This window comes from Epilithonimonas sp. 33E (assembly GCF_059372615.1).
This window is the reverse complement of sequence record NZ_CM182009.1, coordinates 1,143,242-1,163,126: the sequence shown is the minus strand read 5'-3', so window position 1 is coordinate 1,163,126 and position 19,885 is coordinate 1,143,242. Positions and strand designations below refer to the sequence as shown.

The following is a 19,885-nucleotide window of genomic DNA, read 5'->3' as shown; positions in this document are numbered from 1 at the left end:
TTGTTACGATATTCCTCTTTCTAATTTACAAATTAATTTATTACAACAAATTACCTTATACAATATCAAGCCAAAGTCTATCTTATAAAGAAAAAACCGAACATTTTTCAACATTCGGTTTTATTGGTTTATTTAAAATTTAATTTTTTATTGAAGTTCGAAGTAATTAAGATTAGCATTTCCAGCTTCAAAGTACAATCTCAATTTATTTTCGCCTTTTACCAAGTTGATGTTATTTACGGAAACTGTTTTCCAAGCTTTTCCTGTTGGAGTTAATCTTATACTGCCCAAATCATCGCCATTTTCTGTTTTGATGACCAATTCTGAAGCTTGAGTAGATTCATTATTATATCTGATGTTCAATTTATACTTCTTAGCCAGATTGTTATTCACAGTATATTGCAGCCACTCTCCTTTTTCAGTTTTCCCGACATAATATTTGTTGGTGATTTTATCATTACAAGCGTAGATATCAACGCCGTCATTTCTCATTTTATTTCCGGAGTTCCATTCTGTATGAGTTCCATTACTCACCCAAAGGTTTTGGAAATCGTTATCAGAATAAGCACTTCCAAATCTTCCCAAATCATATTCCGTCGCAAAGATTCTTCCCGGGACTGTGTGGTTTTTGTAAGGTTTTGTACTGTCATCATTTACCTGGCGAAACAATGCATCGATGACATCTTTTTTAACCTCTACATTTTCCAGTTTGTAATTGTCAGCAATTTTCATCAAAGCTTTTTTGGCAAAATCTTTAGTTGGTTTAGTTCCACCATTTTTCCAGTAATTAAGTAATTTTTGATAATCCGGAGTGATTTTCACATTGGTTACACCAGCGATATTATCAATCTTTTTCATTGGCCAGTAAGCGTAGCCGATGTTATTTTTTAATAATAATTGATTCAGTTCTGTAAACCAAACGTTAGAATTTTCTCCGGTTTCGCCTAACCAAGCTGGAACATTTAGTTTTTCTCTTAAATCGATAATATTCTGGATGGCATCTTGAGAATTAATTGTCCAATATTTGTGGAAACTTAAAACTAAATTATCATCCCAAAGTTTCGGTAAACCATTATAATTATTTCCCCATCCATTACCTTCCAGAATGATAATGTGGTTTTTATCTACTTCTCTAATGGCATCGGAAATCTCTTTCTGGAGTTTCCAAAGTGGTGCATTAGACATCTCGTCCGTTCCGTTTGGGTTTTTCCCAGTAAAGCCATAATTAGGTTCATTTATCATATCATAGCCTGCAATCCATTCTTTATCTTTATAACGTTCTGCCAGTTTTTTCCAAAGCGCGACTGTTTTTTTCTGATTCTCTTCGCTTTGCCAAAGATTAGGTTTTGACTTGTCGTTATCCGAGATATTGGCATCGTTACCTTGACCTCCGGGCGCTGCATGAAGATCGAGAATCAAATAGATTTTGTTGTCCTCGCACCATTTCAAAAGGTTATCCGTCATTTGGAACCCTTCTTCCAACCAAGTATTCTGTCCTTTCACGGGCTCTTTTTCAATTGGTAAAGTATAAAGATTATAATGCATCGGAAGTCTTATAGAATTGAATCCCCATTTTGCTAAAGAATCGATGTCTTTTTTGGTAATTCCGTTTTTGAGATAAGCTTTGTAAAATTTGTCTTTTCCATCCTCACCAGCTACTTCTGCAATCTTTTCTTTGATTTGATATTGAGGTCCTGCAAAATCCGCAGTCTTCAGCATATAACCTTCCTGAAGCATCCAACCGCCCAGTCCGAGACCTTTCAAATAAACATTTTCTCCTTTAGAATTGACAATTTTTTGACCTTGAGTCTTTAAAAAGCCTTGAGCTGTCCCAAATTGAGACAATAAAAGTGTGCAAAACACGGCAGTTCTTAACATAATTTCATTTTCAACTAATATAAAACTATTTTCTCAGTGGACAAATGATTTGAAAAATTAAATTTTTATGAGGATAGTTGAGAATGATCGGATATGGTTTGCAGATTATTTTTTTTAAATAAATATCTGAAGTAGTTAATGTTTCTCACAAATTTAGCAAATTATGCAGATGAAAAATCTGCTAAATCCGCCAAATCTGCGAGCGTAATTAGATTATGTAAACAAATTAGATTATCCGAACTTCATATTTTGAATTCTAACCGCATTGAGAATCGCCAACAACGCAACACCAACATCTGCAAAAACGGCTTCCCACATATTCGCCAAACCGCCGGCGCCTAAAATCAGGACAACCACTTTGACTCCAAAAGCCAAACCGATATTTTGATAAACAATTTTCTTCGTCGCTTTTCCGATTTTGATTGCTGTCGCAATTTTCGAAGGTTGGTCGGTTTGGATGACCACATCTGCAGTTTCAATCGCAGCATCGGAGCCTAATCCTCCCATTGCCATTCCGACATCACTCAAAGCTAAAACGGGCGCATCATTGATTCCATCACCAACGAAAGCGACCACTTCTTTCGGATTGCTTTTCAAATTTTCCAGTTTTTCAACTTTTCCTTCCGGAAGCAAGCCGCCAAAAGCAGAATCGATTCCTAGTTTTTTAGCAATATTCTGAGTCAGAGAATCTTTATCGCCGCTTAACATCACCGTTTTAGTGCCATTATTTTTCAGATTGTTGATAGCCGATTCCGAATCTTCTTTCACTTCATCAGAAATTGTGATGTAACCTTTATATTCGTTATCAATGGCTAAAACTACTGTTGTCTCTACAATTTCTTCCAAAAATTCCGGATAATTGACATTAAAGGTTTTCAGCAGTTTTGTATTTCCGGCAAGAATCCTTTGCTGGTTGATAACCGCCTTGATTCCTTTTCCGGAAACCTCTTCTACAGATTCCGGAATCTGATCAGAAGGATGAAACTCTGAAACTGCTTTTGCAATAGGATGTGTAGAATGGCTCTCAACCGATGATAAAATAGACAGAAAATCGTCTTTCGAAATATTCTCCGGAACAATATCCTGAACTTTGAAAACACCTTTTGTCAATGTTCCGGTTTTGTCCATTACAACCATTGTTACATTCGCAATAATATCCAAAAAGTTGGAACCTTTGAACAAAATTCCGTTTCGAGAAGCGGCACCAATTCCTCCAAAATAGCCTAAAGGAATAGAAATCACCAAAGCACAAGGGCAAGAAATCACGAGAAAAACCAAACCTCTGTAAAGCCAATCCCTGAAGATATAATTCTCAACAAAAACATAGGGAACAAGCGTTACCAAAAGTGCTAAAACGAAAACAATTGGTGTATAGATCTTTGCAAATCTTCTGATGAATAATTCAGTTTTGGCTTTTCTGGAACTTGCGTCCTGAATCATTTGGAGAATTCTGACAATCGAGCTGTTCTCAAATAATCTGGTAGTTTCAATCTCAATGACTTGGTCAAGATTCAGCATTCCGGCAAGCACTTCTTCGGATTTTTGAATTGACGAAGGTTTGCTCTCACCTGTCAAAGCTGATGTATTGAGACTTGCTTTTTCAGATAACAAAACACCATCCAACGGAATCTTTTCTCCTACTTTCACCTGAATTTTTTCTCCGATTTTGACATCTTCCGGAGAAATCGTCTGCCAAATTCCTTCCCGAAAAACAGTGGCTTCTTTTGGGCGTACGTCCAGTAATGATTTGATATTATTTCTAGCTCTGTTAACCGCAGATTCCTGGAACATCTCGCCAATTGTATAAAATAGCATGACCGCAACACCTTCCGGAAATTCTCCAATTGCAAAAGCCCCAATCGTTGCAATTCCCATCAAAGAAAACTCATTGAAAAAATCTAACTTTCCAACTAATTTAAAAGCTTCCCGGAAAACTGAAAATGCTACCAGAATGTATGAAATAAAATACCATCCAAATCTTAACCAAACGTTCTCAGCAAACCAATCAGCTTTGATCCAGAAATCCAGAATCAGTCCTGAAAAAAATATAACCAGACTTATAATCAATGCTATTTTTGAATTGCTGTGATTGTGGTCATGATCGTCATGATTATGCTGATGAGTGTGTTGTTTTTCGTGGTCTGTTTCGCAACATCCGCTGCTACAATTCGCCATAATTTGTAATGTTTCTAAACAAAGTTAAGGTTTTTAATGGATGTGGAATCCAATTTTGATAGTGAATTTTATGACAAATGCTGAATCTGGCGAAGCTGCGTAAGGGATAGTAACGGAAATCCTTTTTTGCGCCGGCCTTGCGGTTGGAAAAAGATTGGCTCCACCGAACCACTACGTTAGGTTTGCAGTGGATAGCCCGAGCCAAGGGATACATCCAAAAAAGTAAAATTTAATTGACAGATTGTATTGCAGTTATGAAAATTATTTTTATTTTTGCAACCTGTTAATCAACCTCTGACGAAGGACGTGAATGTTGCTTAGCTTGACAAAACAAATTTTTTTTATAAAAAATGGATTTATTAAAGTACGTACAGGACAAGTACATTACGAAAAAAGAATTCCCAGAATTCAAAGCCGGTGACACCATCACGGTTTACTACGAAATTAAAGAAGGTCAGAAAACCAGAACTCAGTTTTTCAAAGGAACTGTGATCCAATTGAGAGGAACTGGAGCTACAAAAACTTTCACTATCAGAAAAATGAGTGGTGATGTTGGTGTAGAGAGAGTTTTCCCAATCAACATGCCTGCACTTCAGAAAATTGAAGTTAACAGACAAGGTAAAGTTAGAAGAGCCAGAATCTACTACTTCCGTGATCTTAGAGGTAAAAAAGCAAGAATCAAAGATAAGTCTTATACTAAGAAATAATCTTGAGACTTTCTCAAAAATACAAAACCAGCAAATTGATTTGCTGGTTTTTTTGTAAATAAAAGCCTACAAATTTGTAAGCTTTTCTTTTATTTAGATTACTCCTAATTCTTTTCCTACTTTTTCAAAAGCGGCAATGGCCTTATCCAGATGTTCCCTGGTGTGAGCTGCCGATAGCTGAACTCTGATTCTGGCTTTTCCTTTCGGAACAACAGGATAAAAGAACCCGATCACATAAATATCTTGAGCTAAAAGTTTCTCCGCCATTTCCTGTGCTAATTTAGCATCGTACAACATTACCGGAACAATCGCTGCATCGCCGTTTGGAATATCGAATCCTTTAGCTTTCATTTCTTTTCTGAAATATTCTGCGTTTTCCATGACTCTATCCCTTAAAGAAGTATCGCCGAAAATCATATCCAAAACTTTGGAAGCGGCACCAACAATTCCCGGAGCTAATGAGTTAGAAAATAAATAAGGACGAGAACGTTGTCTCAACATATCTATGATTTCTTTTTTGCCGGAAGTAAATCCACCCAATGCGCCTCCTAAAGCTTTTCCTAAAGTTGAAGTAATGATATCTACTCTGCCCATAACACCATTAGCCTCGTGGGTTCCACGACCTGTTTTTCCGATAAAACCTGTTGCGTGAGAATCATCAACCATAACCAAAGCATCATATTTATCTGCCAAATCGCAAACCCCTTTTAGGTCAGCCACGATTCCGTCCATAGAGAAAACACCGTCCGTCACAATGATTTTGAATCTGTGATTTTTTTCAGAAGCCGCAATCAATTGTGCTTCCAGATCTTCCATATTATTGTTTTTGTAACGATACCTTGCAGACTTACATAACCTTACTCCATCAATAATAGAAGCGTGATTCAGCTCATCGGAGATAATTGCATCTTCTTCCGAGAATAATGGTTCAAAAACGCCTCCATTGGCATCAAAACAAGCGGCGTAAAGAATTGTGTCTTCCATTCCCAAGAAATTAGAAATCTTAGCTTCCAAATCTTTATGAATATCCTGAGTTCCACAGATGAAACGAACCGATGACATCCCATAACCGTGAGATTCAATGGCATCTTGTGACGCTTTCATCACTTCCGGATTGTTGGACAATCCCAAATAATTGTTGGCACAAAAGTTCAGAAGCTTTTTACCACCAACTTCTATCTCAGCGCTTTGTTGCGATGTAATGATTCTTTCTCTTTTGAAAAGTCCGTCGTTTTCTATGTTTTTTAATTCGTTTGTGATGTTCTCAAGGAATTTTTGTGATATCATTTTTATTGATTTTCGATTTTAACAAAAATAAAAAAAGCACCGTAATAAAGTGCTTTTTTGAATGTTTTTATTTTTTATTCCTTTATAATTTTGATAGTCTGCTGATTAAATTTCAAAATATAAGTTCCTTTAACAAAAGTCGAAATATTGATCTCTGAATCCGGATTCGCAATTCCGTTTTTAATTAGTTTTCCGTCTATTGAGAAAATCTCATAATCGGTTGATTTTTCTAAACCTGAGATCTTGATAAAAGATTTTGCAGGATTTGGATAAACGTTATTACTTTTTTGATTGATGTCACTTACGGCAAGATTATTATCTTTTGTAACTGTAGATCCTTTTGTCAATATCTGCCTGTCATAATTAAAGCTAACATTAGTAACATCAAAACCGACATCCTGAGTAAAATATTGATTATTAGAAGTATGATCCAAGACAAAATAAGCTGTCTGTCCGCCAGAACCGCTTACCCTGATCGGTAAAGGCATTTCATAAAAAGCAACTGTTGGAGAGCTGGTGGTCTGACCAACCAGAAACGTTAGTTTTTTGGTATTGATATTTTGAGTCCATCTTATCTGATATATTGGGTAGCCTTCTCCAAAAATCCAGTCATTAAAAAATTCGGTAAAATTCTTTCCTGTAAAAGAGGTGGAAAAATCCCTAAAGTCAGTTGTTTTCACATAATTATAAGCAAAAGCAGGATTATTCTGATAAGCATTTAACAAGGCATAAAACTGATTGTCGCCAAGAACCCATTTCATCATCCTAAGAACATAACCACCTTTACCATAAGATAACCTTCCATTAAAAATCCTATTAAAATTCAAATCACTATCCGGGATGTAAACACTTCCACCAGGATCACTTGTGATAAAATCAATTTCGTTGGACAAAAAAGTCTGAAATTGTGATGTAGTCATTAGCAATGTTTCATTTGTCAAATGTTCGCCAAAAGTTGCAAAGCCTTCATTCAGCCAGATATCATTCCATGCGCCGCAAGTTAATTTATCTCCAAACCATTGATGCGCCAATTCGTGTGCAATCAATCTTTGGTTGAATCCTCCCATTGATGTCATTGTTGCGTGCTCCATTCCGCCACCCCAATTAAACTGCATGTGTCCATATTTTTCGTTTCTGTAAGGATATAAACCAAAATGATCTTCAAAGTTTTGCATACATGTACTTGTCCAATTCAGTGTTGATTGTGTAGAGGAAGTAGCAAAACCGGGATAAACATAGTTAAGAAACGGAAAAGATCCGTTGGATGTCGTGATTGTAGAGTTTAACTTAGTATAATTAGAAATTCCTAAAGCAAAAAGATAAGCCGGAATCGGATAATTGGTCTGCCAATAAGTGAGTTTTCTTCCGTTTCCTAAAATAGTATCAGACATCAGTTTTCCATTAGAGCCAACCGTGTATTCAGCGGGTGTGGTAATTTTGATATCCAGCTTTTCAATTTTATCATTCATGCTTTGCTTTGTCGGCCACCATTCTTTTGCACCAAAAGGTTCTGACAAAGTTGCCAGAACAGGATCTCCTGCAGTTGTGAAATCTGCGACAAAAGCATCTGAACTTCCATCCGGAATTCCGCTGTATGTTATTGACAAAGAATCTGTTGTTTGAGCAGACAGAGCTGCCGGAAAATTAATTTTGATTTCATCGGTATTCAGTTGTTGGAAAGTCAGATTCTGTCCGTGATATTTTACATTAGAAACTGTCAGATTATTAGCCAGATCAAAATAAATATCAGCTGAATTCTGCAACATTTTGAAATGAGAAGTCACAGTTCCTGAAACATACTGCTGTGTAGGGTCCAAGTCCAGTTCCAATCTTACATATTGCAGATCATAGTTCAAAGTGTTAGGATTAATATTGACATCTAAGGCGGATCTGGATGCAGATTTTTTTTCAGATTCTATTAATTCCTTCCTTTCGTTATCAAATTGCCCAAAAACAGAATTAATTGTCAGTAAAACCATTAACAATCCATATAATTGTTTCATTTTATTTAATTTTATTCAAAGCTACAAAAAAAACTCATCCCGAAGAGATGAGTTTTTAAATTATAAAACATTGATTATTACAAATCTAAAGTCGGATCCAGCAACTGTTCCATTCTGTCTTTTACCTGATTCACAGATCCAGAAAACTTATTGATCAGCAAAGAAAAAACGAGTGTTTTGTTGCTTCTTGTTTTGATGTAACCTGCCAAACATTTTACACCATTCAGCGTTCCAGTTTTTGCAAAAATCTGTCCGTTGGAATTGACCATAAACATATGCTTCAATGTACCAGATTGTCCGGCAATTGGCAAAGATTCAAAATATTCTTTATAATAAGGTGACTTCATCATCTTAGCTAAAAATTTAGCCTGAGAAATCGGTGTTACCGTATGCGCTTTTGACAATCCGCTTCCGTCCATGTAATTAAGACCATTCAAATCAAAACCAATGGACTGCAAATGTTCTGTTACAACCTGTCTTCCCGATTCTATTGTCTGATCACCCAATTTTTGAAAACCATTAGACTTCAATAGCGCTTCGGCATAACCATTGTCACTTCTTTGATTGGTATAATTGACGATTTCTGCCAAAGTCGGAGATTTATAAGTCGTCAGAATTTCCCGTGGTTCCGGTTCCCTGTCAACAATTTTCGGCGTTACTTTTCCAACGACAGTAATCTTATTTTTAAGCAGGCTTTCTCTTAATTTATTTGCCAGAAAAGCTGGTGGTTCGGCTATTTTAGTGGTGACCCAGGCGCCTTCAAATTTATCGGCATAAACCAGTTTGTTAGCGTAAGGAGAGATATAAAAATACTTTTTCTGCTGATTAAAAGGGTTATTAGACTGGTTGATCAGCAATTTTTCGTTTCTTGGATCGATATCTTTTGTCGTTCCTACAGGCAGATAGTAATTCTTCTGTTCCAGCCAAACCACATTCTGCGGAAGTTCCTGTCTTTTATTCTCCTTAAAGACTGCAGTCTGGATGACAATATCTCCTGTGACTTTTTTAATCCCTTTTTCCTGAATCGCATCCATATACTGACTAACGATCTGTCCGTAGCTTGCTGCGCCACCTCGGTTTCCACCTAATGACGGATCACCGCTTCCTACGATGTAGAGATTTCCTGTCAAAACACCGTCCGCATCAATACTTCCGGAATATTCTAACTGAGTGTTCCATCGATATTGCGTCCCTAACAAAGCAAATGCGGTTTCAGTTGTCAGTAATTTGGTTGTAGAAGCCGGAATCAACGGAGCTGTCTCGTTATAAGCCGTAACAATTTTTTCCGTTTTCGGATCATACACTACAAATCCCCAGTTCGCATTTCTTAGAACCGGATCTGTAAACATCTTATTGATATTAAATTCAATCTGTTCTTTTGGAGAAAGCAGCGCCTTTTCTGCGGTGACATCCTTGACAAGATTCTGCTGGTCAGCAACTTGCGGATATGTAGAAACTGCGACGCTTCCTTGCGAAAAAACAAATGAGGAAATACCAATTGAGATAATTGAAAAGTAATTTCTTAATTTATTCATTCTCAAACGAATTACAATTTTGTTGAATTATTATTAATAATAAATTTTATAGAACTAAATCTTATTCTCAAAACGAAGTAAAATTAGAGAATATTGCCAAGGGTTTTACAGTTGACCGTAATAAAAAATTCGAAATTGCGTTAAAAATTGTTAAAAATCAACAAACAAATCTTTTTTCACGGATTTGTAAGCCGTAATCTCATCAAACTCATCAAAAGATTTTAAAAGTAATTCTTTATAGACTTTATAGTTTTTATTTTTAGGAAATTTGAGAAGAATCTGATATTGATAAAGATTATTAAGCCTTGCTATAGGTGACTTTTCCGGGCCAAGAACACATTCTTCCGGAATGTATTTTCTGAGAATCGAACCTAAAAACTGAGAAGCACGGTTAATTTTGTCTTCTTTTCTGTGTTTCAGTTCAATCATTATTAATTTCACAAATGGTGGATAGAGAAACTTTTTCCTTTCATCAAGAAAATAATTATAAATCTCTTTAACATTCTGATTTTTAATCAATTCAAAAACAGAATGTGACGGATTATAAGTCTGAATGAGAATTTTCCCGTTTCCGGACACACGTCCTGCGCGTCCTGCAACCTGGGTAATCAATTGATATGCCCGCTCTTCCGCACGAAAGTCCTGAACATGAATCAGAGCATCTGCCTTTGGAATCGCCACCAATTCTATATTATCAAAATCCAGACCTTTGGATATCATTTGCGTTCCAACCAAGATATCAGTTTCGCCGTTCTCTAGCTTTTCATAGAGCTTTTCGTAAGCAAATTTCTTTCGCATCGAGTCAACATCCATTCTGTCCACTTCCGAATCAGAGAATATATTTTTGGTTTCCTCTTCGATTTGTTCAACGCCAACACCTCTTGTATTCAGGTTTTCACCGTGACAGCTTGGACAAACCGTTGGTTTTCCGGAACGGTGGCCGCAATAATGACACTTCAGCTCATTCGAAGCTTTGTGATAGGTCATTACCACATCACAATTACTACAATAAGTGACGTGGCCGCAAGTTTCACATTCGATGACATTCGCGTAACCACGGCGATTATGAAGAATTATCGTTTGCTTTTTATGATCGAGTTGAAGATTGATTTCTTCAACCATTTTTTGACTAAAATTCCCAACAATTTTCTTTTGATTTTGCGCTTCTTTGATATCGATGATTTCAAATTTCGGCAAATCCACTTTCCCAAATCTTTCATTAAGAGCCACATAGCGCAATTTATCCTTCATCGCCAAGTCGTAACTTTCTAAAGAAGGCGTTGCTGAACCCAAAATCAATTTGGATTGATAAAATTCTGCCAGCATCATCGCAGAATCTTTCGCATTGAAAAAGAAGTACTGGTCTCTTTGTCTGTAAGCCGAATCGTGTTCTTCATCAACAATGATTAATCCCAGATTTTCAAATGGTAAAAACAACGAATTGCGCGTTCCAATCAGGATTTGAAGCTCATTATTTTTGATTTTTTTCCAGACCTCTACTCTTTCAAAATCAGTCAGTTTATTATGATAAAAACCTAGTTTTTTGCCGTATTTTTTTTCCAGACGGATTGTGATTTGTTTGGTCAAAGCAATCTCTGGCAAAAGCAAAAGAACATTTTTTCCGGAGTTGACGCAGTCTTCAATCTTCTCAAGATAAATGTGCGTTTTTCCCGATGAAGTCACACCGTGAAGCAGCACATTTTTCTCTTCTTCAAAAGCCTGATTGATTTCCGAAATGGCGATTTTCTGATTATCTGTCAGTTTTTCAATATCTTCAATCTCGCCTTCATAAGAATCGATTCTGTCTTTTTCAAGAAAATATTCTGTGACCCAGCCCTTTTCTACCAAGGATTTCAGTTGTTGATTGACAAAATTGCCTTCATCAAAAACCAAAGATTTCCTGATTGGATTTTCCGGATTATCAATTTGTTTTGAAAGGATATTTAAGAATAAATCTTTTTGTTTTTTGGCTTTATCCAGTTTCAAAAGAATCATTGCCAGATTCTCAGAAACCAGCGCTTCGTCATTGATTTTCAGGTAGGCAATTTCTTTTGCTTTATATTTTTCAGTGATTTTTTCATCGACTGAAATGTAGCGTTCATCAATCAGCGAATTGATGGTTTTAATAATTTCTTTTTTCGGGATGAAGGCTTCGATCTCCTGCAAATTCAGCATTTGTCGAACTTCCAAAGCTTGGAGAAGATACGTTTCGTTCGCGTCCAGATTTTGCCAGTCAATGGTTCTTTCGGATAATAATCTGACGTATGTTTCACTTTCCAGCTTGAGAGAAGACGGAAATGCCAAACGGTAAATTTCGCCCAGATTGCAGAGATAATAAGAACTCATCCAGTTCCAGAATCCCAGTTGTTGTTTCGGAACAATCGGTTGATTGTCTAATAGACTGATGATGTCTTTCGGAACAAATGTTTCTTCAAAATCATCGAACAGTTCCGCAACAATTCCTGTGTAGATTTTCTTCCCACGAAACGGAACCAAAACCCGCATTCCAACTTCAATTTTCTCCAAAAAATCTACCGGAACTTTGTACGTGAAAGTTCCTTTAAGATTGAGTGGAAGAATGATTTGAGCGAATTGCAATTTGTTATATTTTTAACGCAAAGTGCGCAAAGATTTTTTATTAATTATTGAGAATATTTTAAGATCACAAAGCCGTAAAACTTAGCCAATAAATACTAATTTAAATTCAATGACAATTATTTATCACTTATAACCTAAACCGTATAACTCTGGAAGGCCTCTTCCAAGCTTGCAAATTTGCCTTTGAATTCTGAAATTGGAGAATCCTGGATGATATTGCCTTGATGAATCAAAATCACGCGCGAGCAAAGCGCTTCAACTTCCTGCATTATATGCGTGGACAAAATCACGGTTTTTGCTTTTCCGATTTCTTTGATGACATTTCGGATTTCTATGATTTGATTCGGATCAAGTCCGTTAGTTGGCTCGTCCAAAATCAACAAATCCGGCTCGTGAAGAATGGCTTGAGCCAAACCAACTCTTTGTTTGTAACCTTTGGAAAGCTGACTGATTTTCTTTGATTTTTCCGGCGTAATGCCAACCAAATCGATAACCTGTTCTACTCTTTCTTTTTTGATATTATGAAGATTCGCGACGAATTGAAGATATTCTTTCACAAACATCTCGTTGTAAAGCGGATTATTTTCCGGAAGGAAACCGATTTTCTTTTTGGATTCGATTTCGTTTTCTGAAATACTTTTTTCGTCCAAAAGAATCTCGCCTTCATCAATTTTCAGAACACCTGTTATGGATTTCATCAGCGTGGATTTTCCTGCGCCGTTTGGTCCGAGTAATCCGATAATCTCGTTATTGGCAATCGTTATGTTGATATCATTGAGCGCAACTTGCTCTCCGAATTTTTTGGTAAGTCCTGAAATTTTTAAAGACATTCTTGTTCTTTTATTGTTACAAAATTATGAAAATTGATTGGTTTTATTTTAACGCAAAGAGCCTAAAGATTTTTATACAACATCAAACATATTTTTGAAGTTCACAACGCAATGAAAGTATTCTAATTTACTTTGACTGTCTACTTAATACCTTTGATTGTTTACTCAACTCTTCTGATTGTCTACTCGATACCTCTAACAGTCTACTCGACTCCTGTAACAATCAACTTGGCTTCTGTAACAATCTACTTGACCTCTGTAATAGTCTACTCGACTCGTGTAACAACCATCTAAGCTAATTTTCCATTGATTCACCCTTCACTTAACTTTTTTTGTAACAAATTTTTGATATCATTACTAACCGGATAGAGTTAAAGCAAAAATGGGTTCGTCTGAGAAAGAATTTTTAGAGAAAATCGATAAACATAAAGGAATCATCTTCAAGATTTCCAAAATGTATATGGATAATCGTGATGATCAGAATGACCTTTTTCAGGAGATTGTTTATCAGGTTTGGAAGTCTTTTTCGACATTCGAAGGTAAAAGTGAATTCTCAACCTGGCTTTACAGAATTGCGCTGAACACAGCAATTATCTTTCTGAAATCTGAGAAAAAACGGAACTTCATTCAAAATGATGATGTCTCACTTTACAAAATAAAAGAAGACGAATACAACCACGAAGACGAACAAAAACTGAAAGTGATGTACGAATCTATCCAAAAACTGAACCCGATTGACAAAGCTCTGATCTTCTATTACCTGGAAGATTTCTCGGGGAAAGAAATGGCAGAACAAATGGGAATCTCGGAAGGAAACGCAAGAGTGAAGCTGAACCGTGCGAAAGAAAAGTTAAAGGAATTAATTAATAAAGAGGCTTCGAGAGCATCAGCCTGACAGCCAAAAACTCAGCTCAGACCAACTATCAACTATAACTATCAAAGATATGGACTTAGATAATCTTAAATCACTTTGGAATAAAGAAGATGTTTCCGAAACACCGGAAATCTCTACTGAAAGACAAAAAGAAATACATCTACCTCTGGAAAAAATCAGAAAAAATATGCGCAATGAATTTTGGTCAACCATTATTCTTTTACCAATAGTTTTAATCGCCATTTGGTTTTTCAATATACCTTTTCGTTTTAGGCTTTACATCGAAGTTCTGGTGGCCTCAATGACTTTGGTGACGGTTTTCTTCTTTAGCAAATTCTTTAAACTTTATAGGGAAATCAGCAATCCGACTTTAGGAACTTATGATTCTCTGAAAGATTTATTTCACCAATTTGAATTGAATAAGCAATATTACCTTTCGTTCTATCTGAGCTTTGTTCCATTTTTTGTTTGTGAGATCATCATCATTACAGAATCGATTCCTTATTCACATCAATATACGGACGGACTATTAGCTGTCAAATTCATCATTTCCATTTTGTTTGGATTATTTGCACTCTATTTTTTTGGAAATTGGTGGTTCAAACATTTTTATGGAAAATACATCGATAAAATCAAAAAACTGGTTGAAGACTTAAAATAAAAATATATATTTTTTTTGTATTCTAAAAATTAATAAGTTAAATTGCTACTGATTTACAGCATAATAAACAATTATTAATATGAAAAAAATATATCTGCTTAAAAGTTTCCTGCTGGTTGTATGTTTAATAATATTTGGAAATATAGAAACGAAGGGACAGAATTTAACCCTCAATTTCGATGAGCCGTTTGGTACAAAAAACTGGACAGAAGATGGTTACAATTGGAGCTGGGATCAGTCCGGTTGGGATAACATTAGAAACTACAATCCTAAAAGTGGAACAGGGCATGGCGCAACCGCCAGTGAGTATAGTTCAAAACTCAGCACAACCAAAAACATCAATATATACGGAGTCTGGATATATTGTTTTATAAGTAATACTAATGATTTAGAATACCTCAATTTAAAAGGATATGATATCAACGGAAATGTCTTATACTCCAAGTCTCTTCCTCCTACAACATTTCTTTCAAATTTTGATTATCAATATATTGTTTTAAATTGGACTAATGTTAAAAGTTTTGCCGTAGAATACAAAAAAGGAAGCCAAGTACAGCCTGGACCGTCTGTATATTACGATGATTTGGTCTATTCCATCAATGAAACTCTGTCAGCAGAGGACGCATCTAGTGAAGAAGCAGTTTCAATATATCCAAACCCCGTTAAGAAAAATCTTACAATAGACACAAAAAAACCTTTCTTATCTGCAGAAGTCTATAATGTAAACGGACAAGTTCTAAAAATTTCTAATAGCAAGAATATTGACTTATCAAAATTGGAAAAAGGAAATTATGTTGTAAAAGTTAAAACAGACAACAATGTTATTTCAAAAAAAATTATAAAAGAATAATTTTTACAATTATTCATCACAAACCCTCCAGTTTAAACTTCCGGAGGGTTCATTTTTAAATGAAGAAAAAACCAATTTCCATAAGCTGAAAATTTTTGTAAATTTGCACACTTATGGGACAAATCCTAGCCATTGACTACGGAAAAGTGAGAACGGGAATCGCCGCAACGGACGACCTGCAAATTATTGCGAGTGGGCTTACAACGGTTGAGACTTCAAAACTTGTAGATTTTTTGAAAAAATATTTTTCCGAAAATAACGTGGACGAAGTTGTCATAGGACTTCCCACAGATTTGAAAGGAAACATGTCCGAAATCGAAACTGATATTCAGAAATTTATTTCGGTATTTGAGAAGGATTTCCCTGATAAGAAAATCAATCGTCTGGATGAACGTTTCACTTCCAAAATGGCTTCTTTTTTCATTAGCCAAAGCGGAAAGAACAAAAAGCAGAGGCAGGAAAAAGGATTGATTGACAAAGTAAGTGCAACAATATTGTTGCAAAATTTTTTAGAACAAAAAAGATGATTTTACCAATTAGAGCTTTCGGAGATTCCGTTTTGAGAAAAAAAGCACATGAGATCGAAAAAGATTATCCTGAGCTTCAAAATTTGATTGACAATATGTTCGAGACCATGTACGGTGCCAATGGAATTGGCTTGGCTGCACCACAGATTGGTTTGGATATCAGACTTTTTGTTGTGGATGTTTCTCCTCTTTCTGATGATGAAGATTATGAAGACATTGCTGAAGAATTGAAGGACTTCAAAAAAGTTTTCATTAATGCAAAAATCTTAGAAGAATCTGGCGAAGAATGGAAATTCAACGAAGGATGCCTCAGTATTCCGGAAGTCCGTGAAGATGTGAAGCGAAAATCAACCATCAAAATAGAATATTATGATGAAAATTTCGTTAAACATACCGATACATTTTCCGACATCAGAGCCAGAGTGATCCAGCATGAATATGACCACATCGAAGGCATTCTTTTCACAGATCACCTGAGCGCTTTGAAGAAAAAAATCGTCAAAGGAAAACTACAGAAAATTGCTAACGGGGACGTGAGCGTCAGCTATAAAATGAGATTTCCAAAATAGACGTTAGATGCTAGAATCTAGATTTTAGGCTAACAACTATAAACCGACAATATCAACTAATAAAAATATACTAAAGAAAAATATTAAAATGCAGTTAGAAAAAATTATTTCAATCTCCGGAAAACCGGGACTTTTCAAATTGGTTTCTCAGCTTAAAAACGGTTTTATCGTTGAGGACATCACCACTAAGAAAAAAGCGAGCATCTCAAACTCCAGCCAGGTAAGTCTTCTTGACAATATCGCTATGTTCACATTTGATAAAGAAGTTCCTTTATTCGAAGTTTTTGAGAATATTGCAAAAAAATACGACTACAAACCAACCATCAACCACAAGTCTTCCAGCGAGGAGTTGAGAGCTTTTATGGCAGAATCTCTTCCTAACTATGATGTGGAAAGAGTTTATGAGTCTGATATCAAAAAATTGGCTCAATGGTACAACTTGCTTCAAAAAGCTGGTTATATCACTCCTGATAGCTTTGTAAAACCAGAAGAAACGCCTGCAGCAGAAGTTGTTGAAGAAACTAAAGCTGAAGAAAAAACTGAAAAAGCAGAAAAAAAGCCTGCCGCTAAAAAAGCTCCGGCAAAAAAAGCTGCTGAAAAAACAGAAGAAGCTAAAACAGAGAAACCTGCCGCTAAAAAGCCTGCTGCTAAAAAAACGACCAAGAAAGAAGATTAATTATTAGTCTTTTAAATTATATGCTCTCTCAAAATTCCTTATTTTTGAGAGAGCTTTTTTATATTTAAAGTCTTCGAGAGCCTCAGACTGACATCTCGAGAAATTAATTTTTGTCATTTATGAGAGTTATTTCATTAGTTCCTTCGATCACAGAAGCTTTGTTTGATTTGGGTTTAGCAACTGATGAAATTGTTGGTCGCACAAAGTTCTGTATCCATCCAAAAGATTGGGTTGATAAAGTTGAAATAATTGGTGGAACTAAAAATCTCAACATTGATAAAATCAAAGCTCTGGAACCTGACCTCATCATTGCCAATAAGGAGGAAAATATCAAAGAGCAGGTGGAAGAACTGATGAAGGATTTCAAAGTTTTGGTAACGAATATCGAAACGCTGGAAGACAATTATTACTTATTGAAACAACTTGGCCATCTATTCGGAAAGGAAGAAAAAGCTCAGTTTTTCAACCTGAAAACATATGAAGCCTTTAATATTACGAAATATGAGAAACGTTTAAAAGTTGCTTATCTGATTTGGAAAAATCCTTATATGACAGTTGGCGGCGATACTTTTATTTCGAAGATTCTGGAAGAACTGGGATTTGAAAATCTGTTCAAAAATCAGAATCGCTATCCGGAAGTTCAGCTGGAAGATTTGAAGGATGCTGATCTGATTTTCCTGTCGTCAGAGCCTTTTCCTTTTAAAGAAAAACATATTGTCGAGATCCGGGAAGTCTGTCAAAATCAGAAAATTATGATAGTTGACGGCGAAGCTTTTTCCTGGTACGGAACACATCTGGCGAAATGTGGGGATTATTATCGGGAGTTGTTAGATGATTTGTAAATTAAAATTAGCACTAAATTTCGCTTCTGATCCTGCTCAATGTTTCCTGTGAAATGCCGAGATACGAAGCAACCATCCCAAGAGGTGCACGCAGAATAATATCCGGATTTTCCTCCAGAAGTTGTTTATATTTTTCCTTAGCTGTCATATGCTGGAGCGACACAATGCGGGCTAACATTTGCGTCATCAGATTCCCAAGTATGTACCTGCTGAAATTGGCCGCAGTAAGCGATGCTGAACATAATTTTTCTAATTTGTCGTAATTGCAGCTGGTAACGATCGATTGTTCTACCGCTTCTATATTATTTCTGGCGGCTTCATTTTTAAAAAGTGTATCAAGATTCGCAGTAACCTTACCCTCCGAATAAAAATTAGTCGTTATGTCTTTTCCGTTTTCATAGTAAAACATCCGGAGCAAACCTTCGTTTACAAAAAAAATAGTTCTGTTATAGTGGTTTTGCTGACTAAGAAGTTTACCTTTTTCAAAACTTTGAGTATTACATTCTTCATTAAAAAAACGCTCTATTTCGGTATCGATTTTTATATGTTTTTCCAGCTCAAGAAGAATGTCCATAGATTATTTTTCGTAAAAATACGAAAAATGAGCGTTTCAAAATTTTCCGAAACGCTCACATACAAACATTAGAACAAATGAAAACTTATTCCGGGTCAATTTCCTGACCTTCATAATTTTCCACAATATGATGAGCCTTGAATAACATATTGATTTTTATCTTCAAAGCAATCCATCCTAAAATAAAATAAACCCATCCTAAAATAAATAAATGCCAGAAATATTTATAGGTGAGATAATCTGATCCTTTCTCTACAACCATTATCTTCAAAGCCTCTAAATAAGGCGTTAGCGGAATGATATTGGTAAAATTGGCGATAAATGAAGGCATTGCATAGGTCGGCCACGTAAATCCACTGATAATAAACGCCGGTGATGCAATTACCATAAGAATTTGTGTCGCTTTGAGTGCATCGGGGATGATAATACTTACCAAAACTCCCAGATTGGTTGCTGCAACTATAAATACAGCAGTCAATAAAAAGAAGTTCGCGACATTTTCCGGTGCAGGAATTTTAAAATAAATACTGCATAGATAGAATATCAGAATATTGAAATTAGAAAAAATCCAGACAGGAAGACATTTTATCGCCATAACCAAAACCGCATACTTATGTTTCCCCGCGAAATCTTTTATAAAGGATTCTCTTTTAAACTCCTCAGAAAAGGTAACTGCCATTGCCAGCAGAATAACTTGCTGTAAAACGACCGCCATCAAAGCCGGCCACATAAAAACCAGATAATTACCTGTTGTATTAAAAAGTGTAATATAGTTTGCTTTGAAAGGCTCAATATTCATTTTTGCCTGTTCTGCACTCATTCCTTTTTTCTGCAAAGCCTTTATATCTACACCTGCCGAAAAAGTTCCCAAAGTCAACTGAATAGCTTTTGAAGCAAAATTGGCAGTCAACACGTTAGAAGTATTAATATACACGTTGATTTCGGGATATTTTTTCTGAAGAATATTAGCTTCAAATCTTTCCGGAATGATTACAACTGCACCCGCTTCGGTCTTTATAACCTCGTCTTTTATAACAGCCGGCTCTTCTTCGTAATTCAGTACCTTAATTGATTTGTTATCATTCAGCATGTCTATTATTTGGTATGATAACGGTGTTTTATCATAATTAACCACAATTACAGGAATATCCGTAACCTTCCCGCTTTTGTATGTAAATCCCATCAGCAATGCATAGAAAACCGGTGCAATAAAAAACACAGAAAGCATTGTTTTGTTCGTTAAGAACAATTTAAACTCTCTTTTCAAAAGATATCTTAACTGTTTCATTTTTGTAAGTT

At 35.8% G+C, this 19,885-nt stretch carries 17 protein-coding genes; 8 read left to right on the top strand and 9 right to left on the bottom strand.

The window, feature by feature from the left end:
• Window positions 1–147 precede the first annotated feature (147 nt).
• Window positions 148–1,878: a cellulase family glycosylhydrolase gene (locus tag AC5P2S_RS05450; RefSeq protein ID WP_494556523.1), complete on the bottom strand. Its 1,731-nt coding sequence runs from the start codon at window positions 1,876–1,878 to the stop codon at window positions 148–150.
• A gap of 231 nt (window positions 1,879–2,109) precedes the next feature.
• Window positions 2,110–4,053 carry a heavy metal translocating P-type ATPase gene (locus AC5P2S_RS05445; RefSeq protein ID WP_494556522.1) on the bottom strand — a complete coding sequence of 648 codons (1,944 nt, stop codon included), beginning with the start codon at window positions 4,051–4,053 and terminating at the stop codon, window positions 2,110–2,112.
• Between the two features lie 350 nt (window positions 4,054–4,403).
• On the opposite strand from AC5P2S_RS05445, the gene rplS reads away from it, so the two are divergent.
• A complete protein-coding gene (gene rplS / locus AC5P2S_RS05440) occupies window positions 4,404–4,760 on the top strand; it encodes a 50S ribosomal protein L19 (protein ID WP_283417513.1) in 357 nt (118 codons plus the stop codon).
• A 93-nt stretch (window positions 4,761–4,853) separates the two neighbouring features.
• On the opposite strand, the gene kbl is transcribed toward rplS, so the two are convergent.
• The 5 genes from kbl to AC5P2S_RS05415 form a co-directional block, all read right to left on the bottom strand.
• Window positions 4,854–6,047, bottom strand: a complete 1,194-nt coding sequence (kbl, locus tag AC5P2S_RS05435; RefSeq protein WP_494556521.1) for a glycine C-acetyltransferase — start codon at window positions 6,045–6,047, stop codon at window positions 4,854–4,856.
• A 74-nt stretch (window positions 6,048–6,121) separates the two neighbouring features.
• The gene (locus AC5P2S_RS05430) at window positions 6,122–8,050 is read right to left on the bottom strand and encodes a M1 family metallopeptidase (RefSeq protein ID WP_494556520.1); all 1,929 of its coding nucleotides are present in this window, start codon (window positions 8,048–8,050) and stop codon (window positions 6,122–6,124) included.
• A 77-nt stretch (window positions 8,051–8,127) separates the two neighbouring features.
• Window positions 8,128–9,585 carry a D-alanyl-D-alanine carboxypeptidase/D-alanyl-D-alanine endopeptidase gene (dacB, locus tag AC5P2S_RS05425; protein WP_494556519.1) on the bottom strand — a complete coding sequence of 486 codons (1,458 nt, stop codon included), beginning with the start codon at window positions 9,583–9,585 and terminating at the stop codon, window positions 8,128–8,130.
• Between the two features lie 150 nt (window positions 9,586–9,735).
• Window positions 9,736–12,183, bottom strand: coding sequence for a replication restart helicase PriA (gene priA / locus AC5P2S_RS05420; protein ID WP_494556518.1), 2,448 nt, complete (start codon window positions 12,181–12,183; stop codon window positions 9,736–9,738).
• Between the two features lie 134 nt (window positions 12,184–12,317).
• The gene (locus AC5P2S_RS05415; protein WP_494556517.1) at window positions 12,318–13,013 is read right to left on the bottom strand and encodes an ABC transporter ATP-binding protein; all 696 of its coding nucleotides are present in this window, start codon (window positions 13,011–13,013) and stop codon (window positions 12,318–12,320) included.
• Window positions 13,014–13,395: 382 nt separating this feature from the next.
• On the opposite strand from AC5P2S_RS05415, the gene AC5P2S_RS05410 reads away from it, so the two are divergent.
• The 7 genes from AC5P2S_RS05410 (at window position 13,396) to AC5P2S_RS05380 (ending at window position 18,012) form a co-directional block, all read left to right on the top strand.
• Window positions 13,396–13,908: an RNA polymerase sigma factor gene (locus AC5P2S_RS05410; protein ID WP_120214472.1), complete on the top strand. Its 513-nt coding sequence runs from the start codon at window positions 13,396–13,398 to the stop codon at window positions 13,906–13,908.
• Window positions 13,909–13,957: 49 nt separating this feature from the next.
• Complete coding sequence (locus tag AC5P2S_RS05405; RefSeq protein ID WP_283417519.1) at window positions 13,958–14,548, top strand: hypothetical protein; 591 nt, start codon at window positions 13,958–13,960, stop codon at window positions 14,546–14,548.
• Window positions 14,549–14,627: 79 nt separating this feature from the next.
• The gene (locus AC5P2S_RS05400) at window positions 14,628–15,398 is read left to right on the top strand and encodes a T9SS type A sorting domain-containing protein (protein WP_494556516.1); all 771 of its coding nucleotides are present in this window, start codon (window positions 14,628–14,630) and stop codon (window positions 15,396–15,398) included.
• Window positions 15,399–15,511: 113 nt separating this feature from the next.
• Window positions 15,512–15,925, top strand: a complete 414-nt coding sequence (gene ruvX, locus AC5P2S_RS05395) for a Holliday junction resolvase RuvX (RefSeq protein ID WP_494556515.1) — start codon at window positions 15,512–15,514, stop codon at window positions 15,923–15,925.
• The gene (gene def, locus AC5P2S_RS05390) at window positions 15,922–16,494 is read left to right on the top strand and encodes a peptide deformylase (protein ID WP_494556514.1); all 573 of its coding nucleotides are present in this window, start codon (window positions 15,922–15,924) and stop codon (window positions 16,492–16,494) included. The genes ruvX and def overlap by 4 nt, the downstream gene beginning before the upstream one ends.
• An 88-nt stretch (window positions 16,495–16,582) precedes the next feature.
• Window positions 16,583–17,170, top strand: a complete 588-nt coding sequence (locus AC5P2S_RS05385; protein ID WP_494556513.1) for a DUF5606 family protein — start codon at window positions 16,583–16,585, stop codon at window positions 17,168–17,170.
• A 119-nt stretch (window positions 17,171–17,289) separates the two neighbouring features.
• The gene (locus AC5P2S_RS05380; RefSeq protein WP_494556512.1) at window positions 17,290–18,012 is read left to right on the top strand and encodes an ABC transporter substrate-binding protein; all 723 of its coding nucleotides are present in this window, start codon (window positions 17,290–17,292) and stop codon (window positions 18,010–18,012) included.
• A 13-nt stretch (window positions 18,013–18,025) separates the two neighbouring features.
• Here AC5P2S_RS05380 and AC5P2S_RS05375 read toward each other — a convergent pair whose 3' ends face one another.
• Complete coding sequence (locus AC5P2S_RS05375) at window positions 18,026–18,586, bottom strand: Crp/Fnr family transcriptional regulator (protein ID WP_494556511.1); 561 nt, start codon at window positions 18,584–18,586, stop codon at window positions 18,026–18,028.
• Window positions 18,587–18,671: 85 nt separating this feature from the next.
• Window positions 18,672–19,874: an ABC transporter permease gene (locus AC5P2S_RS05370; RefSeq protein ID WP_283417526.1), complete on the bottom strand. Its 1,203-nt coding sequence runs from the start codon at window positions 19,872–19,874 to the stop codon at window positions 18,672–18,674.
• Between the last annotated feature and the right edge of the window lie 11 nt (window positions 19,875–19,885).

Excerpts from the sequence above, each read along its gene's own strand:
- AC5P2S_RS05450 (WP_494556523.1), bottom strand. The coding sequence starts at position 1,878 with ATGTTAAGAACTGCCGTGTTTTGCACACTTTTATTGTCTCAATTTGGG.
- AC5P2S_RS05445 (WP_494556522.1), bottom strand. The coding sequence starts at position 4,053 with ATGGCGAATTGTAGCAGCGGATGTTGCGAAACAGACCACGAAAAACAA.
- rplS (WP_283417513.1), top strand. The coding sequence starts at position 4,404 with ATGGATTTATTAAAGTACGTACAGGACAAGTACATTACGAAAAAAGAA.
- kbl (WP_494556521.1), bottom strand. The coding sequence starts at position 6,047 with ATGATATCACAAAAATTCCTTGAGAACATCACAAACGAATTAAAAAAC.
- AC5P2S_RS05430 (WP_494556520.1), bottom strand. The coding sequence starts at position 8,050 with ATGAAACAATTATATGGATTGTTAATGGTTTTACTGACAATTAATTCT.
- dacB (WP_494556519.1), bottom strand. The coding sequence starts at position 9,585 with ATGAATAAATTAAGAAATTACTTTTCAATTATCTCAATTGGTATTTCC.
- AC5P2S_RS05415 (WP_494556517.1), bottom strand. The coding sequence starts at position 13,013 with ATGTCTTTAAAAATTTCAGGACTTACCAAAAAATTCGGAGAGCAAGTT.
- AC5P2S_RS05410 (WP_120214472.1), top strand. The coding sequence starts at position 13,396 with ATGGGTTCGTCTGAGAAAGAATTTTTAGAGAAAATCGATAAACATAAA.
- AC5P2S_RS05405 (WP_283417519.1), top strand. The coding sequence starts at position 13,958 with ATGGACTTAGATAATCTTAAATCACTTTGGAATAAAGAAGATGTTTCC.
- AC5P2S_RS05400 (WP_494556516.1), top strand. The coding sequence starts at position 14,628 with ATGAAAAAAATATATCTGCTTAAAAGTTTCCTGCTGGTTGTATGTTTA.
- ruvX (WP_494556515.1), top strand. The coding sequence starts at position 15,512 with ATGGGACAAATCCTAGCCATTGACTACGGAAAAGTGAGAACGGGAATC.
- def (WP_494556514.1), top strand. The coding sequence starts at position 15,922 with ATGATTTTACCAATTAGAGCTTTCGGAGATTCCGTTTTGAGAAAAAAA.
- AC5P2S_RS05385 (WP_494556513.1), top strand. The coding sequence starts at position 16,583 with ATGCAGTTAGAAAAAATTATTTCAATCTCCGGAAAACCGGGACTTTTC.
- AC5P2S_RS05380 (WP_494556512.1), top strand. The coding sequence starts at position 17,290 with ATGAGAGTTATTTCATTAGTTCCTTCGATCACAGAAGCTTTGTTTGAT.
- AC5P2S_RS05375 (WP_494556511.1), bottom strand. The coding sequence starts at position 18,586 with ATGGACATTCTTCTTGAGCTGGAAAAACATATAAAAATCGATACCGAA.
- AC5P2S_RS05370 (WP_283417526.1), bottom strand. The coding sequence starts at position 19,874 with ATGAAACAGTTAAGATATCTTTTGAAAAGAGAGTTTAAATTGTTCTTA.